12 protein-coding genes and 2 tRNA genes are annotated in these 13,850 nt (G+C 59.1%); 10 read left to right on the forward strand and 4 right to left on the reverse strand.

The annotated features are described in order from the left end of the window. Nucleotides 1–238 precede the first annotated feature (238 nt). The 4 genes from carA to OPV09_RS12160 all read left to right on the forward strand — a co-directional run bounded on the left by carA (nucleotide 239) and on the right by OPV09_RS12160 (nucleotide 5,734). On the forward strand, nucleotides 239–1,417 hold the full coding sequence (carA, locus tag OPV09_RS12145) for a glutamine-hydrolyzing carbamoyl-phosphate synthase small subunit (protein ID WP_034757422.1): 1,179 nt from the start codon (nucleotides 239–241) through the stop codon (nucleotides 1,415–1,417). After that, nucleotides 1,410–4,646: a carbamoyl-phosphate synthase large subunit gene (carB, locus tag OPV09_RS12150; protein ID WP_034757425.1), complete on the forward strand. Its 3,237-nt coding sequence runs from the start codon at nucleotides 1,410–1,412 to the stop codon at nucleotides 4,644–4,646. The genes carA and carB overlap by 8 nt, the downstream gene beginning before the upstream one ends. Before the next feature lie 168 nt (nucleotides 4,647–4,814). Beyond that, complete coding sequence (greA, locus tag OPV09_RS12155; protein ID WP_034757428.1) at nucleotides 4,815–5,291, forward strand: transcription elongation factor GreA; 477 nt, start codon at nucleotides 4,815–4,817, stop codon at nucleotides 5,289–5,291. Beyond that, on the forward strand, nucleotides 5,291–5,734 hold the full coding sequence (locus OPV09_RS12160; protein WP_331777799.1) for a DUF4149 domain-containing protein: 444 nt from the start codon (nucleotides 5,291–5,293) through the stop codon (nucleotides 5,732–5,734). Before greA ends, OPV09_RS12160 begins: the two co-directional genes overlap by 1 nt. A 188-nt stretch (nucleotides 5,735–5,922) precedes the next feature. Here the strand turns inward: OPV09_RS12160 and OPV09_RS12165 are convergent, their stop codons facing one another. Continuing rightward, nucleotides 5,923–6,393, reverse strand: coding sequence for a YhbY family RNA-binding protein (locus tag OPV09_RS12165; RefSeq protein ID WP_010397237.1), 471 nt, complete (start codon nucleotides 6,391–6,393; stop codon nucleotides 5,923–5,925). 42 nt (nucleotides 6,394–6,435) lie between these two features. Between OPV09_RS12165 and OPV09_RS12170 the strand changes: the two genes are divergently transcribed. The 6 genes from OPV09_RS12170 (at nucleotide 6,436) to OPV09_RS12195 (ending at nucleotide 11,865) form a co-directional block, all read left to right on the forward strand. Continuing rightward, nucleotides 6,436–7,119, forward strand: coding sequence for an RlmE family RNA methyltransferase (locus OPV09_RS12170; RefSeq protein ID WP_034757436.1), 684 nt, complete (start codon nucleotides 6,436–6,438; stop codon nucleotides 7,117–7,119). A gap of 202 nt (nucleotides 7,120–7,321) precedes the next feature. Then, a complete protein-coding gene (gene ftsH, locus OPV09_RS12175) occupies nucleotides 7,322–9,202 on the forward strand; it encodes an ATP-dependent zinc metalloprotease FtsH (protein WP_034757438.1) in 1,881 nt (626 codons plus the stop codon). A gap of 115 nt (nucleotides 9,203–9,317) precedes the next feature. Further along, nucleotides 9,318–10,151 (forward strand): dihydropteroate synthase, encoded by an 834-nt coding sequence (gene folP, locus OPV09_RS12180; protein WP_338681897.1) that lies wholly within the window; start codon nucleotides 9,318–9,320, stop codon nucleotides 10,149–10,151. A gap of 39 nt (nucleotides 10,152–10,190) precedes the next feature. Continuing rightward, complete coding sequence (gene glmM, locus OPV09_RS12185; protein ID WP_072454632.1) at nucleotides 10,191–11,528, forward strand: phosphoglucosamine mutase; 1,338 nt, start codon at nucleotides 10,191–10,193, stop codon at nucleotides 11,526–11,528. 92 nt (nucleotides 11,529–11,620) lie between these two features. Then, nucleotides 11,621–11,697 (forward strand) — tRNA-Pro (locus OPV09_RS12190). Between the two features lie 93 nt (nucleotides 11,698–11,790). Further along, nucleotides 11,791–11,865, forward strand: a tRNA-Arg gene (locus OPV09_RS12195). Between the two features lie 81 nt (nucleotides 11,866–11,946). Here OPV09_RS12195 and OPV09_RS12200 read toward each other — a convergent pair. From OPV09_RS12200 to OPV09_RS12210, 3 genes are all read right to left on the reverse strand, one after another. After that, a complete protein-coding gene (locus tag OPV09_RS12200) occupies nucleotides 11,947–12,126 on the reverse strand; it encodes a hypothetical protein (RefSeq protein ID WP_072454631.1) in 180 nt (59 codons plus the stop codon). Nucleotides 12,127–12,295: 169 nt separating this feature from the next. After that, a complete protein-coding gene (locus OPV09_RS12205; RefSeq protein WP_051991862.1) occupies nucleotides 12,296–12,862 on the reverse strand; it encodes a PEP-CTERM sorting domain-containing protein in 567 nt (188 codons plus the stop codon). 306 nt (nucleotides 12,863–13,168) lie between these two features. Further along, entirely contained in the window at nucleotides 13,169–13,720 is a 552-nt protein-coding gene (locus OPV09_RS12210; RefSeq protein WP_230517562.1) for a GbsR/MarR family transcriptional regulator, read from the reverse strand. Between the last annotated feature and the right edge of the window lie 130 nt (nucleotides 13,721–13,850).

Raw genomic sequence — 13,850 nt, forward strand, 5'->3', positions numbered from 1 at the left:
GGGGCGCAGGATTTATGCTGCTGCGCAAAAAAATGCCGGGCCTTCTGTATTTTCTTCCTTGTGGAAAAACTTCCTTTTGGTTATAATTCAAAGGTTTAGCCAATCACACATATACCGTAGCGACTACCCATCCCCTCATTCAAAATGACCGTTGAAACACCCTGAGTGCATCTGGCTCGGGTATCTAGGCGGTCGGTCTGACGTGGCGCAGCTACGGTAACTTTATCAGGAGTTGCCCTTGCCGCCATTTTTTTCTGGCCCTGCCGTTCCAGCCATATTAGCGCTTGCTGATGGAACGATCTTTAAAGGTTTTTCGATCGGTGCCGCCGGTCATACCACGGGCGAGGTTGTTTTCAACACCTCGATGACCGGGTATCAGGAAATCCTTACCGACCCAAGCTATTGCCGCCAGATGGTCACCCTGACCTATCCGCATATCGGCAATACGGGCGTTAATCCGGAAGACGTCGAATCTTCCAAGGTACACGCCGCTGGCCTCATCATCCGCGATCTGCCATTGCTGGCATCCAATTTCCGTTCCACCCTCTCCCTGTCCGATTACCTGAAAGCTGAAAATATCGTCGCCATCGCCGGCATCGATACACGCAAGCTCACGCGCATCCTGCGTGAAAAAGGTGCGCAGGGCGGCGCCATCCTCGTCGGTACGCAAGGCAACGAGCCATCCGCCGCGCAAGCGCTGGAACTGGCCCGCTCCTTCCCCGGCCTGGCCGGCATGGACCTGGCCAAGGTAGTCTCAAGCAAGGATGCCTACGAATACCGCGAAACGGAATGGACGCTGGGTGCAGGCTATGGCCAACTGGCTGACGCGGACGCGAAATACCACGTGGTCGCCTTCGACTACGGCGTCAAGCGCAACATCCTGCGCATGCTGACAGCACGCGGCTGCAAAGTCACCGTGCTGCCTGCGCAAGCGACGGCTGCCGACGCCCTGGCCCTGAATCCGGACGGCATCTTCCTGTCGAACGGTCCCGGCGACCCGGAACCGTGCGATTACGCCATTGCGGCCACCAAGGAATTGATCGAGAAGGGCATCCCGACCTTCGGCATCTGCCTCGGCCATCAGATCATGGCGATCGCTTCCGGCGCAAAGACGCTGAAGATGAAGTTCGGCCACCACGGCGCCAACCACCCGGTGCAGGACCTGGAAACGAAACAGGTCTTGATTACCTCGCAAAACCACGGTTTCGCAGTCGACGCGGCAACTCTGCCCGCGAATTGCCGCGTGACCCATGAATCGCTGTTCGACGGTTCCCTGCAGGGCTTTGCCCGCACGGACAAGCCGGCCTTCTGCTTCCAGGGCCACCCTGAAGCGTCGCCGGGCCCGATGGATGTTGCTTACCTGTTTGACCGCTTCATCAACTTGATGGCTGCGGAGGAGAAAAAGAAAAATGCCTAAACGTTTAGATATTAAAAGTATTCTGATTATTGGCGCTGGCCCGATCGTGATCGGCCAGGCCTGCGAATTCGATTATTCCGGCGCGCAAGCGTGCAAGGCCCTGCGCGAAGAGGGCTACAAAGTCATCCTGGTCAACAGCAACCCTGCGACCATCATGACGGACCCGGAAATGGCCGACGTCACCTACATCGAACCGATCACCTGGTCGGTCGTTGAACGCATCATCGCCAAGGAGCGTCCTGACGCGATCCTGCCGACGATGGGCGGCCAGACGGCGCTGAACTGCGCGCTGGACCTGTTCAACAATGGCGTGCTGGCGAAATACAACGTTGAGCTGATCGGCGCGTCGCCGGAAGCCATCGACAAGGCGGAAGACCGTTCCAAGTTCAAGGACGCGATGACCAAGATCGGCCTCGGTTCGGCACGTTCCGGCGTGGCGCACTCGATGGAAGAATCGTGGGCCGTGCAGCGCACCTTGGGCTTCCCGACCATCATCCGTCCATCGTTCACCATGGGCGGTTCCGGCGGCGGCATCGCCTACAACGAAGAAGAATTCGAAACCATCTGCAAGCGCGGCCTGGAAGCTTCGCCGACGAAAGAGCTGCTGATCGAAGAATCGTTGCTGGGCTGGAAAGAGTACGAGATGGAAGTGGTGCGCGACAAGGCGGACAACTGCATCATCATCTGCTCGATCGAAAACCTCGATCCGATGGGCGTGCACACGGGCGACTCGATTACCGTCGCTCCTGCGCAAACCCTGACGGACAAGGAATACCAGATCATGCGCAATGCCAGTCTGGCAGTGCTGCGCGAGATCGGCGTCGACACCGGTGGTTCGAACGTGCAATTTTCGATCAACCCCGTCGATGGCCGCATGATCGTCATCGAGATGAACCCGCGCGTATCGCGTTCGTCGGCCCTGGCATCGAAAGCGACGGGCTTCCCGATCGCCAAGATCGCCGCCAAGCTGGCCGTCGGTTTCACCCTGGACGAGCTGCGCAATGAAATCACGGGCGGCGCCACGCCGGCATCGTTCGAACCGTCGATCGATTACGTCGTCACGAAGATTCCCCGTTTCACGTTCGAGAAATTCCCGACCGCCGACCACCACCTGACGACGCAGATGAAATCCGTCGGCGAAGTGATGGCGATTGGCCGTACCTTCCAGGAATCGTTCCAGAAAGCCTTGCGCGGCCTGGAAGTGGGCGTGGACGGCATGAACGAGAAGACCAAGGACCGCGAAAAGATCGAAGAAGAACTGGGCGAGCCTGGTCCTGAGCGCATCTGGTACGTGGGCGACGCGTTTGCCCAGGGTTTCACCTTGGAAGAAGTGCATCAGCTGACCAAGATCGACCCATGGTTCCTGATCCAGATCAAGGAAATCGTCGACCTGGAACTGTGGCTCGATACGCAGAAGCTGGAAAACCTGGACAAGAACACCCTGTACAAGCTGAAACAGAAGGGCTTCTCGGACCGCCGCCTGGGCTTTTTGCTGCAGACGACCGACACGGCCGTGCGCCAGCAGCGCCATGCGCTGAACATCCGTCCCGTCTACAAGCGTGTCGACACCTGCGCGGCCGAGTTCTCGACCGACACGGCGTACATGTATTCCACGTACGACGAAGAGTGCGAATCGAACCCGACCGACAAGAAAAAGATCATGGTGCTGGGCGGTGGCCCGAACCGTATCGGCCAGGGTATCGAGTTTGACTATTGCTGCGTCCACGCTGCCCTCGCCATGCGCGAAGACGGCTACGAAACCATCATGGTCAACTGCAACCCAGAAACCGTGTCGACCGACTATGACACTTCCGACCGTTTGTACTTCGAGTCCCTGACCCTGGAAGACGTGCTGGAAATCGTCGCCATCGAAAAACCGGTCGGCGTGATCGTGCAGTACGGCGGCCAGACGCCTTTGAAGCTGGCGCTGGACCTGGAAGCGAATGGCGTGCCGATCATCGGCACCTCGCCCGACATGATCGATGCTGCCGAAGACCGCGAGCGTTTCCAGCAAATGCTGCACAAGCTGGAACTGCGCCAGCCGCCTAACCGCACCGCGCGCACGGAAGCCGACGCCCTGGCGCTGGCGCAGGAAATCGGCTATCCGCTGGTCGTGCGTCCATCGTACGTGCTCGGTGGCCGCGCCATGGAAATCGTCCACGAGCAACGCGACCTCGAGCGCTATATGCGCGAAGCCGTCAAGGTCTCGCACGATTCGCCGGTGCTGCTGGACCGCTTCCTGAACGACGCCATCGAGTGCGACGTCGATTGCATCTCCGACGGCGAAACGACGTTCATCGGCGGCGTGATGGAACACATCGAACAGGCTGGCGTCCACTCGGGCGACTCGGCTTGCTCGCTGCCACCATACTCGCTGGCGCCGGAAACCATTGAAGAACTGAAACGCCAGACGGCGCTGATGGCCAAGGGCTTGAACGTGGTCGGCCTGATGAACGTGCAGTTCGCGATCCAGAAGCAAGAGATCGATGGCGAAATGAAAGACGTCGTCTTCGTGCTGGAAGTGAACCCGCGCGCGTCGCGCACCGTGCCTTTCGTTTCGAAAGCCACCGGTCTGCAACTGGCGAAGATCGCCGCGCGCTGCATGGTCGGCCAGTCGCTGGCCTCGCAAGGCATCACGCAGGAAGTCGTGCCGCCTTACTTCAGTGTCAAGGAAGCCGTGTTCCCGTTCGTCAAGTTCCCTGGCGTGGACACCATCCTGGGCCCTGAAATGAAATCGACGGGCGAAGTCATGGGCGTAGGCCTGACGTTCGGCGAAGCGTTTGTGAAATCGCAACTGGGCGCCGGCGTGAACCTGCCAAAATCGGGCAAGGTCTTCATCAGCGTGAAAGCGTCGGACAAGCCGCGCGCCGTGCAAGTGGCGCGTGATCTGGTCGAGTCCGGTTTCACCGTGGTCGCCACCAAGGGTACCGCCGCCGTGATCGCTGCCGCCGGCATCGCCGTCACGCCAGTGAACAAGGTGATCGAAGGCCGTCCGCACGTGGTCGACATGATCAAGAACCATGAAATCGTGCTGGTGATCAACACCGTGGAAGAAAAGCGCAGCGCCATCGTCGATTCGCGGGCCATCCGCACCTCGGCCCTGGCGTCGCGCGTGACGACCTACACCACCATTGCGGGCGCGGAAGCGGCCGTCGAAGGCATCCGTCACCTGGATGAGCTGCGTGTGTACGATTTGCAAGGCCTGCACAAGACCCTGCAACAAGCGTAGTCCGCGTGCCATTTGCAGTGACCGCCGTTAGGCGGTACACTGCATGCTTATCAACCACAGAGTTCCGTGCAGAGCAGCGCGCGGCCTCTGTGGTTTTCACTTGGTAAGGCCGTTAAACGTGGCAACACACTGCAACGGCGCCGATAACTAGCAGATAGTAGAGATAACATGACCTCAGTCCCATTGACCAAATACGGCGCAGAACTCTTGAAAGAAGAGCTGCATCATTTGAAGACCAAGGAACGCCGCATCGTCATCGATGCGATCGCCGAAGCGCGTTCGCACGGTGATCTGTCGGAAAACGCCGAGTACGATGCCGCCAAGGAACGCCAGGCATTCGTCGAAGGCCGCATCGCCGAACTCGAAGGCAAGCTGGGCGCAGCGCAAATCATCGACCCGACCGCGCTCGACGCGGAAGGCCGCGTGGTGTTTGCCTCGACCGTGAACCTGGAAGACCTGGAGTCGGGCCAGAAAGTCACGTACCAGATCGTCGGACTCGATGAAGCCGACCTGAAAATGAACAAGGTGTCCGTGACGTCCCCGATCGCCCGCGCGCTGATCGGCAAGTACGCCGGCGACGTGGTGGAAGTGCAGGCGCCATCCGGCCCGCGCGAATACGAAATCCTGGAAGTACTGTACATCTGATGCTCGCCCGCGTGCGCATCCTCGTTGCCACCCTGTGGGCCGGCAGCTTGTGGACCATCGGCTTCATCGTGGCGCCGACCTTGTTCGCTACCTTGAGCGACCGCGTGCTGGCAGGCAATATCGCGGGCAGCATGTTCCGCGCCGAGGCCTGGCTGTCGATCGTTTGCGCCTTGATACTGCTGGCCTTGCTGCAATGGGCGCCCGGCGCGCTGGAACTCAAGCGCCGCCGCCTGCTGGGGGCGCTGGTGCTGTCGATGCTGGTGTGTGCGCTGCTCAGCCATTTTGGTATTTCGCCGCTGATGGCCGAACTCAAGGCGCAAGCCCCGTCGGGAATCATGGACGAGGCCATGCGCAGCCGCTTCGGCATGCTGCATGGCGTGTCGACCGTGATCTTTGCCGTGCAAAGCTTGCTGGCGGGCGTGCTGATCTGGAAACAGCAGTAATTGTTTCCGTGTGTGTCGGATTACGCGCTGTGCGCTAATCCAACCTACCGGTCGATGCGGTAGGTCGGATTAGCGGCGCCCTGGCGCCGCGTAATCCAACAAGCGCAATTGCAATAAAAAAGCGGAGCAGGGAAGATCCCGTGCTCCGCTTCTTGTTTCAACAGCCTTGCGGCTGCTGAACGACAGGCTTACTTGCTGCCCAGTGCGCTTTTCTTGGCGCTTTTCTGACGTGGCTTGGCACGCTTGATGGAACCGCCTTCGGTAACGCGCTCATTGCCCTTGATCATGACTTTCGTCACGCTCGGGCGCTTGGTGCCGCTGGCGCTGGCCTTGACGATGGTCACTTCGCGCATGCCTTTGCCGGCGCTGACCTTCTCCTTAACCACTTCTTTTTTCGGACGGTAGATTACCAGCAGTTTGCCAATATGTTGTACCGGGGCGGCGCCGAGATTGCCGCAAATCGTATCGTACATTCCGACGCGGGCTTCGCGGTCGTCGCCGAACACGCGGACTTTAATCAGACCGTGCGAATCCAGGCCAAGGTCGATCTCTTTGAGGACAGCAGGTGTCAAGCCCGCTTCGCCAATGATGACGATAGGCTTCAGCGCGTGTGCTTCGGCGCGCAGTGCGCTGCGCTCTACGGGTGTAAGTTTTAGCATAATAATATTTAGTAATTCCCTTAAAAGCAGTATTCTACGCGAATGGCAAAGAAGAAATTAAACAAAAACTGGTTGCACGACCACATAAATGATCCATATGTGAAGTTGGCGCAAAAAGAGGGCTACCGCGCCCGGGCAGCATACAAGCTCAAAGAAATCGATGAAGACGAAAAACTGATCAAACCTGGCCAGGTGATTGTCGACCTTGGTTGCACTCCTGGCAGCTGGGCTCAGTACACGCGGCGCAAGCTGGCCGGCAAGGACGGCGGCGGGGTCAATGGTACCCTGATTGGCCTGGACATGCTGGAAATGGAGCCGATCGCCGATTTCCACTTCATCCAGGGCGACTTCCGCGAAGCGCGCGTGCTGCGTCAGCTGGAAGTGGTGTTGCAGGGCCGCAAGGTGGACCTGGTCCTGTCGGACATGGCGCCCAACCTGTCGGGCATCGCCACGGCCGACGCCGCGCGCATGGAGCATCTGATCGATCTGGCCATCGAATTTTCGCAATTGCACCTGAAGCCGTCTGGCGTGCTGCTGGTGAAATGCTTCAAAGACATGGGTTTCAGCCAGATCGTGGAGAAATTCCGTGCTGAATTCAAGGTCGTGGTGCAGAAAAAGCCCAAGGCCAGCCGCGATAAATCGTCGGAAATCTTCCTGATGGGCCGTGGAATCAAGAATCCGCTGAAAAATGCCGTTGAAGAAGATGATTCCGCCCTTGATATTTAAGAGGGAATCCGCACATGGGAACGAGAAGTGCAGTAGCGTCTGATGGTATAAAAGCCTAAATTGTTTATACTGCATTTTTTTGCGTGAACGCGATTTTTTCGCGCGCACGGATCGGCGGGCTTTGGCACGGCCCGCTTATTGCGAGTAAAATCGTGTTTCTAGCTATAGGTAAAGAGATGCGCACTGCATCCAAGGAGTCTTCGTGAATAACATGTTTTCCAAATCTGCCATCTGGGTAGTCGTATTGCTGCTGTTGTTCATGCTGTTCAAGCAATTCGACAGTCATGGCGCCACAGGCGGCAGCAAGGCCATCGCTTATTCCGATTTGCTGGATGAAGTCAAAGCCAAGCGCGTCAAGGATGTCGTGATCGAAGGTTCGTCGATCACCGCCAAGCTGATGGACGACACCAAGGTGCGTACCACCGCCACCAGCCTCGACAAGGGCCTGATCGGCGACCTGCGCGACAATGGCGTGCATTTCGATGTGCGCCCGCCTGAGGAAGCGTCTTTCCTGCAAACTATTTTTGTTTCCTGGTTCCCCATGCTGCTGTTGATCGGCGTGTGGGTATTCTTCATGCGTCAGATGCAAGGCGGCGGCAAGGGCGGGGCATTCTCGTTCGGCAAGTCGAAGGCGCGCATGATGGATGAAGCCAGCAACACCGTCACCTTCGCCGATGTCGCCGGTTGCGACGAAGCGAAAGAAGAAGTCAACGAAGTGGTCGACTTCCTCAAGGATCCGAGCAAATTCCAGAAACTGGGCGGCCGCATTCCCCGCGGCGTGCTGATGGTCGGTCCTCCTGGCACGGGTAAAACCCTGCTGGCGCGCGCCATCGCCGGTGAAGCCAAGGTGCCGTTCTTCTCGATTTCCGGTTCCGACTTCGTGGAAATGTTCGTCGGCGTGGGCGCAAGCCGCGTGCGCGACATGTTTGAAAACGCGAAAAAGCATTCGCCATGCATCATCTTCATCGACGAGATCGACGCTGTCGGCCGTCACCGCGGTGCCGGCATGGGCGGCGGCAATGACGAGCGCGAACAGACCTTGAACCAGTTGCTGGTCGAGATGGACGGTTTTGAAGCGAACTCCGGCGTGATCGTCGTGGCCGCCACCAACCGCGCCGACGTGCTCGACAAAGCCTTGCTGCGTCCGGGCCGTTTCGACCGCCAAGTGTCCGTCGGCTTGCCCGATATCCGCGGCCGCGAACAGATCTTGAACGTGCACATGCGCAAAGTACCTATCGGTACCGACGTGAAAGCCGATATCCTGGCCCGCGGCACCCCTGGTTTCTCGGGTGCGGACCTGGCCAACCTGGTCAACGAGGCAGCCCTGTTTGCGGCACGCCGCAGCAAGCGCCTGGTGGAAATGATCGACTTCGAAGATGCGAAAGACAAGATCTACATGGGTCCTGAGCGTAAATCGATGATCATCCGCGAGGAAGAGCGTCGCAATACGGCTTACCATGAGTCCGGTCACGCCGTCGTCGCCAAGCTGCTGCCGAAGGCCGATCCCGTGCATAAAGTTACGATCATGCCGCGCGGCTGGGCCCTGGGCCTGACGTGGCAGTTGCCGGAACACGACAATCTGTCCGCCTACAAGGACAAGATGCTGGAAGAAATTTCCATCCTGTTCGGTGGCCGTATCGCCGAAGAGATTTTCGTGGGACAAATGTCCACGGGCGCGTCGAACGACTTCTCGCGTGCCACCAAGCTGGCCCGCTCCATGGTAACCCGCTTCGGCATGTCCGACAGCATGGGCGTGATGGTCTACGAAGACAGCGAAAACGAAGGTTTCTTCGGTGGCGCCACCAAGACGATCTCGGAAGCGACCCAGCAAAAGGTCGATGCTGAAATCCGCAACATTCTCGACAAGCAATATGCTTTGGCGCGCACCTTGCTGGAAAGCAACCGCGACAAGGTGGAAATGATGACCAAAGCCTTGCTGGAATGGGAAACCATCGATGCCGAGCAAATCAATGACATCATGGCCGGCCTGGAGCCGCGTCCACCGAAAGTCATTCCGCCACGCCGCAATGCGGGCGACAGCGGCACGGGCGGCATCTCGCCAAACGTGACGGCGCCAGCCTGATAAAGGCCGCCCTGACGGGCGACACGCAAGGGTATGGCAAGAACGAGGGTAAGGAGCAATCCTTGCCCTTTTTCGTTGCCGCGGCAGTTTTTTCCTGACGACTACAAAGATTTACATGCGACATTATTTGCAATTCGGCCGTTTCGGCTTCAACCTGCAAGGCACGCAGGCGCTGGTGATGGGTATCCTGAACATCACGCCCGACTCGTTTTCCGATGCGGGCCAGTATCAACACCTGGAGTTTGCCATCTCGCGCGCCGAGCAGATGATTGTTGACGGCGCCGACATCATCGATATCGGCGGCGAATCGAGCCGCCCCGGCGCGCCGCCGCTGCCGCTGCAGGACGAGCTTGCGCGTGTCATGCCGGTGCTGTACGCCTTGCGCGACTGCGGCAAGCCCTTGTCCGTCGACACGTACAAGCCGGAAGTGATGCGCGAAGCCATCCTGGCGGGCGCCGACATGATCAACGACATCAATGGTTTCCGTGCGCCGGGCGCCATCGAGGCCGTGCGGGACAGCGACTGCGCGCTGTGTATCATGCACATGCAAAGCGTGCCGCAAACCATGCAGGACCAGCCACAGTATGAAGACGTGGTGCGCGAAGTCATCGACTTCTTGCGCGCGCGCATCGACACGATGACGGCGGCCGGCATCGCCCGCGAACGCCTGTGCATCGATCCCGGCTTTGGCTTTGGCAAGACGGTGGAGCAGAACTATGCCTTGCTGCGCGCCACGCGCCAGCTGCGCAGCGAACTGGGCCTGCCTGTGCTGGCCGGGCTGTCGCGCAAGTCGATGATCGGCGCCGTCACGGGACGTCCCGTCGAGCAGCGCCTGGCCGGCAGCGTGGCCGGCGCGCTGGCTGCGGTAGCGCAAGGCGCGGAAATTATCCGTGTGCATGATGTCGCGGAAACCGCCGATGCACTGAAGGTCTGGCGCATGGCGCACTGACCCTGTAAGATTCATTATAAACAACAAAAAGAGAAAATTATGACGCGTAAATATTTTGGCACCGATGGCATCCGCGGTCTGGTGGGCACGGCTCCGATCACCCCCGATTTCGTCATGCGCCTCGGTTATGCAGCCGGCAAGGTGCTGGCCAAGTCGCAAGGCGGCAAGGCGCGCCCGACTGTGCTGATCGGCAAGGACACGCGCATTTCCGGCTACATGCTGGAAGCGGCGCTGGAAGCGGGCCTGTCGGCCGCCGGCGTGGACGTGATGCTGGCCGGCCCCATGCCGACCCCGGCGATTGCCTACCTGACGCGGGCGCTGCGCCTGGCGGCCGGTGTCGTCATTTCCGCCTCGCACAATCCGTATCATGACAACGGCATCAAGTTCTTTTCCGGCCAGGGCACCAAGCTGCCCGACAGCGTGGAACTGGAAATCGAGGCGGCGCTCGACGAACCCATGGCTTGCGTGCCATCGGACAAGCTGGGCCGCGCCAAACGCCTGGATGACGCCCAGGGCCGCTACATCGAATTTTGCAAGAGCACCTTCCCGAACGAACTGGACTTGCGTGGCCTGAAGATCGTCGTCGATTGCGCGCACGGCGCCGCCTACCATATCGCGCCGCACGTGTTCCATGAGCTGGGCGCGGAAGTCATCGCCATCGGCAACAAGCCCGACGGCTTCAATATCAATGCGGGCTTCGGCGCCACGGCGACCAAGGCCATGGCCGAAGCCGTCGTCGAGCACGGCGCGGACCTGGGCATCGCGCTCGATGGCGACGCCGACCGCCTGATCATGTGCGACGCCACGGGCCGTATGTACAACGGCGACGAGTTGTTGTACGTCATGGTCAAGGACCGCCTGGCGACGGGTCCCGTGGCCGGCGCCGTCGGCACGTTGATGACGAATATGGCGCTGGAAGTGCTGTTCAAGCAGCAGGGCATCGGCTTTGCGCGCGCCAAGGTGGGCGACCGCTACGTGCTGGAAGTCATGAAGGAAAAGGGCTGGATACTGGGCGGCGAAGGCTCGGGCCATTTGCTGTGCCTGGATCGCCACACGACGGGCGACGGCATCGTCTCCGCGCTGCAAGTGCTGTCCGCGCTCAAGCGCAGCGGCCAGAGCCTGCAGCAATGCCTGGCCGAACTGGTGCTGTTCCCGCAAACCCTGATCAACCTGCGTGTGGCGCCCGGTTTCGACTGGCAGAAAAATGCCGCCATGGTGGCCGAGAAAGAGCTGGTCGAGGCCGAACTGGGCGACACGGGCCGCGTGCTGATCCGCGCTTCGGGCACGGAACCGCTGATCCGCGTGATGGTGGAAGCGAAAGACAAGGAGAAGGCCGAGAGCATGGCGCGCCGCATCGCCGATAAAGTCGGCGCTTAAGGGGCGGGCACGGGGCAGGGACGATAGTTATTTCCATCTAATTCGTCTATGGCAATTGACGAAATTGGGTGGGGGCGTTATTATCTTGTCTTCGGAGTGTGGCGCAGCCCGGTAGCGCACCTGGTTTGGGACCAGGGGGTCCAAGGTTCGAATCCTTGTACTCCGACCAAAGTCATAAGCGGGCTGTCAGAAATGACAGCCCGTTTTCTATTTCGCGCTGGCATTTTATTGCTGGCGCGCATGGATTAAAATACTGCACCTTCCGCCCATCGTTCAACGGATAGGACAACGGTCTTCTAAACCGTGAATGGGGGTTCGATTCCCTCTGGGCGGACCAGTTCATGCTGGCCATGCATGCGACAGCCTGTCGCATTGCCATCACTCTTCATCTCTGTTCTTCGCTCGCCTGCAAGCCGTGTCACGGCTGCGCAAACAGCACCACGCTCAGCAAATACAACAGCGGCGCCGCGCACAGCAGCGCCGAGCATGCCGAAATGATTTTCCTGTTGGTCAGTCGTGCCAGGCGCAGCCGTTCCCGCACGGGCAGGTGCTGGCGGATCACGCTGCGCGCGCGTGGCTGAAACGGTTGTTCATGCATGAGTACTCCCTCGTCGGTCAGCAGTGGATGCCGTCGAGCATAGCGAGGGAAGTCTAAAGATGGTGTAAAAAGCGGTGCCTGCGCCGCAAGCGTGGTGTAAACAGGCCAAACAGGCCGCTGGCGTTGAGGGCGGCAGCGGACGCTGGTGCGCCGCTGCCGCAGATGACGCTTACTTTCCCTGGCGGCGGCGTGCCATGAAGCCCAGCAGACCCAGGCCGGCCAGCAGCATGGCATAGGTGCCAGGTTCCGGCACGGCTGAAATGAAGGCCCTGTAATTGCTCAGGTCCTTGGGCAGGCCTTCGATCGTGAAGGTGGTGCCGGCAGCCACGGGTGCGGCCCAGTGGAACACCAGTTCGCCCTGGCCGAAGTGGATGGCCAGGTAGTCATAGGCGGCCGCGCTCGTATACGAATTGACGCCGCCGCTCAAGCCTGCCGTGGTGCCGGCAGTGCAACCCGAGGTGGCGCTTTCGCAATACGAGACGGCGGTGCCCAGGCTGGTGCCGAACACGCCATTGATATAGCCCTGGATGTCCGAGGGGCTTTGTGGCACGAGATTGTCGTCATAATATTTCACCTGCAGTGCCGGAGATGGTGAATAAGTGACGGTGCTGCCGTCAATGACGAAACCGCTGGCCGGACCCACATCCACCCAGGTGGCGGCTTGGGCCGCACTTGCCAGTACGGTCATTGCGGCCAGCATGGATGCCTTGATGGCAATGCTCTTTACGCTTTTCATGAAAATCCCCTTGTGCTTGAGACAGTCGCTTCATAGTGTTGGGACGCGTCCCTACATACCGGGGAAGTCATCCCATTGCCCGTTTTTATCTATTTCTTGTGCGTAGAGAGTACGCAAATGCAAGCTTACTCTTGATATAAATTAATACAATTTAAATAATACTATTGGTTCAGTTGACAACATCGCATACGGCTATGTCTGCTTGTGTTATCGATAGACAACATGACGTTAGGAAACGGCGTGACAAGGCGCGCCAGCTTGTGCTAGCGGCGTCTCGGCTTATTTGGGAGGGGGGCGGCGGGTGCTTCAGTCGTTGTTGTTGCTGACGCCAAACAGGCGATCCTTGGCGTTGAGCAGCTTTTGTACCTTGGCGCCCATTTTCATCAGCTGCGCCATCGATTCGGGCGACAGGCGCTGCAAGTCGTCGAACCAGGTATTGGCCAGGTCGACCAGTTCATACATTTCGCGCATGCGTTCCTGCGCATATTGATCCACCGGTTCCGTGGCCGGTGCCAGCAGCGCTTCGCGCAGCACCGTCAGGGTGGGCGCCACTTCGCGGCGGCGGCGCTCGGCGGCCACCACACGGAAGATTTGCCACACATCGCCCAGCGAGGAAAAATACTCGCGCCGGTCGCCGGGAATGCGCGACTGGCGGATCAAGCCCCAGCCCTGCAATTCCTTCAGGCCGATGCTCACGTTCGAGCGTGAAAAACTCAGGTGCTCCGCGATTTCATCTGCGTGCAAAGGGTGCTCCGCGACAAATAACAAGGCGTACACTTGCCCTACCGTACGGTTAAAGCCCCAGCGGCTGCCCATCTCGCCGAAATGGCTGACAAAGGTCAGGATCAGCGGCGTCATTTGGATATGTTGAGTTTTCATAATTATCTGAATTTTTTCACGCCATACTGGTGGGGTCAATTGATATATGTCATGTTTCGCAGTATTATACAAAATATCGAATTTACAGAAAATTCTGAAAACTCAAGAA

The organism is Janthinobacterium sp. TB1-E2 (assembly GCF_036885605.1).
GTDB classification, from domain to species: Bacteria; Pseudomonadota; Gammaproteobacteria; order Burkholderiales; family Burkholderiaceae_D; genus Janthinobacterium; species Janthinobacterium aestuarii.

Coding starts and splice junctions, on each gene's coding strand:
- carB (WP_034757425.1), top strand. CDS start 1,410: ATGCCTAAACGTTTAGATATTAAAAGTATTCTGATTATTGGCGCTGGC.
- greA (WP_034757428.1), top strand. CDS start 4,815: ATGACCTCAGTCCCATTGACCAAATACGGCGCAGAACTCTTGAAAGAA.
- OPV09_RS12160 (WP_331777799.1), top strand. CDS start 5,291: ATGCTCGCCCGCGTGCGCATCCTCGTTGCCACCCTGTGGGCCGGCAGC.
- OPV09_RS12165 (WP_010397237.1), bottom strand. CDS start 6,393: ATGCTAAAACTTACACCCGTAGAGCGCAGCGCACTGCGCGCCGAAGCA.
- OPV09_RS12170 (WP_034757436.1), top strand. CDS start 6,436: ATGGCAAAGAAGAAATTAAACAAAAACTGGTTGCACGACCACATAAAT.
- folP (WP_338681897.1), top strand. CDS start 9,318: ATGCGACATTATTTGCAATTCGGCCGTTTCGGCTTCAACCTGCAAGGC.
- glmM (WP_072454632.1), top strand. CDS start 10,191: ATGACGCGTAAATATTTTGGCACCGATGGCATCCGCGGTCTGGTGGGC.
- OPV09_RS12200 (WP_072454631.1), bottom strand. CDS start 12,126: ATGCATGAACAACCGTTTCAGCCACGCGCGCGCAGCGTGATCCGCCAG.
- OPV09_RS12205 (WP_051991862.1), bottom strand. CDS start 12,862: ATGAAAAGCGTAAAGAGCATTGCCATCAAGGCATCCATGCTGGCCGCA.
- OPV09_RS12210 (WP_230517562.1), bottom strand. CDS start 13,720: ATGACGCCGCTGATCCTGACCTTTGTCAGCCATTTCGGCGAGATGGGC.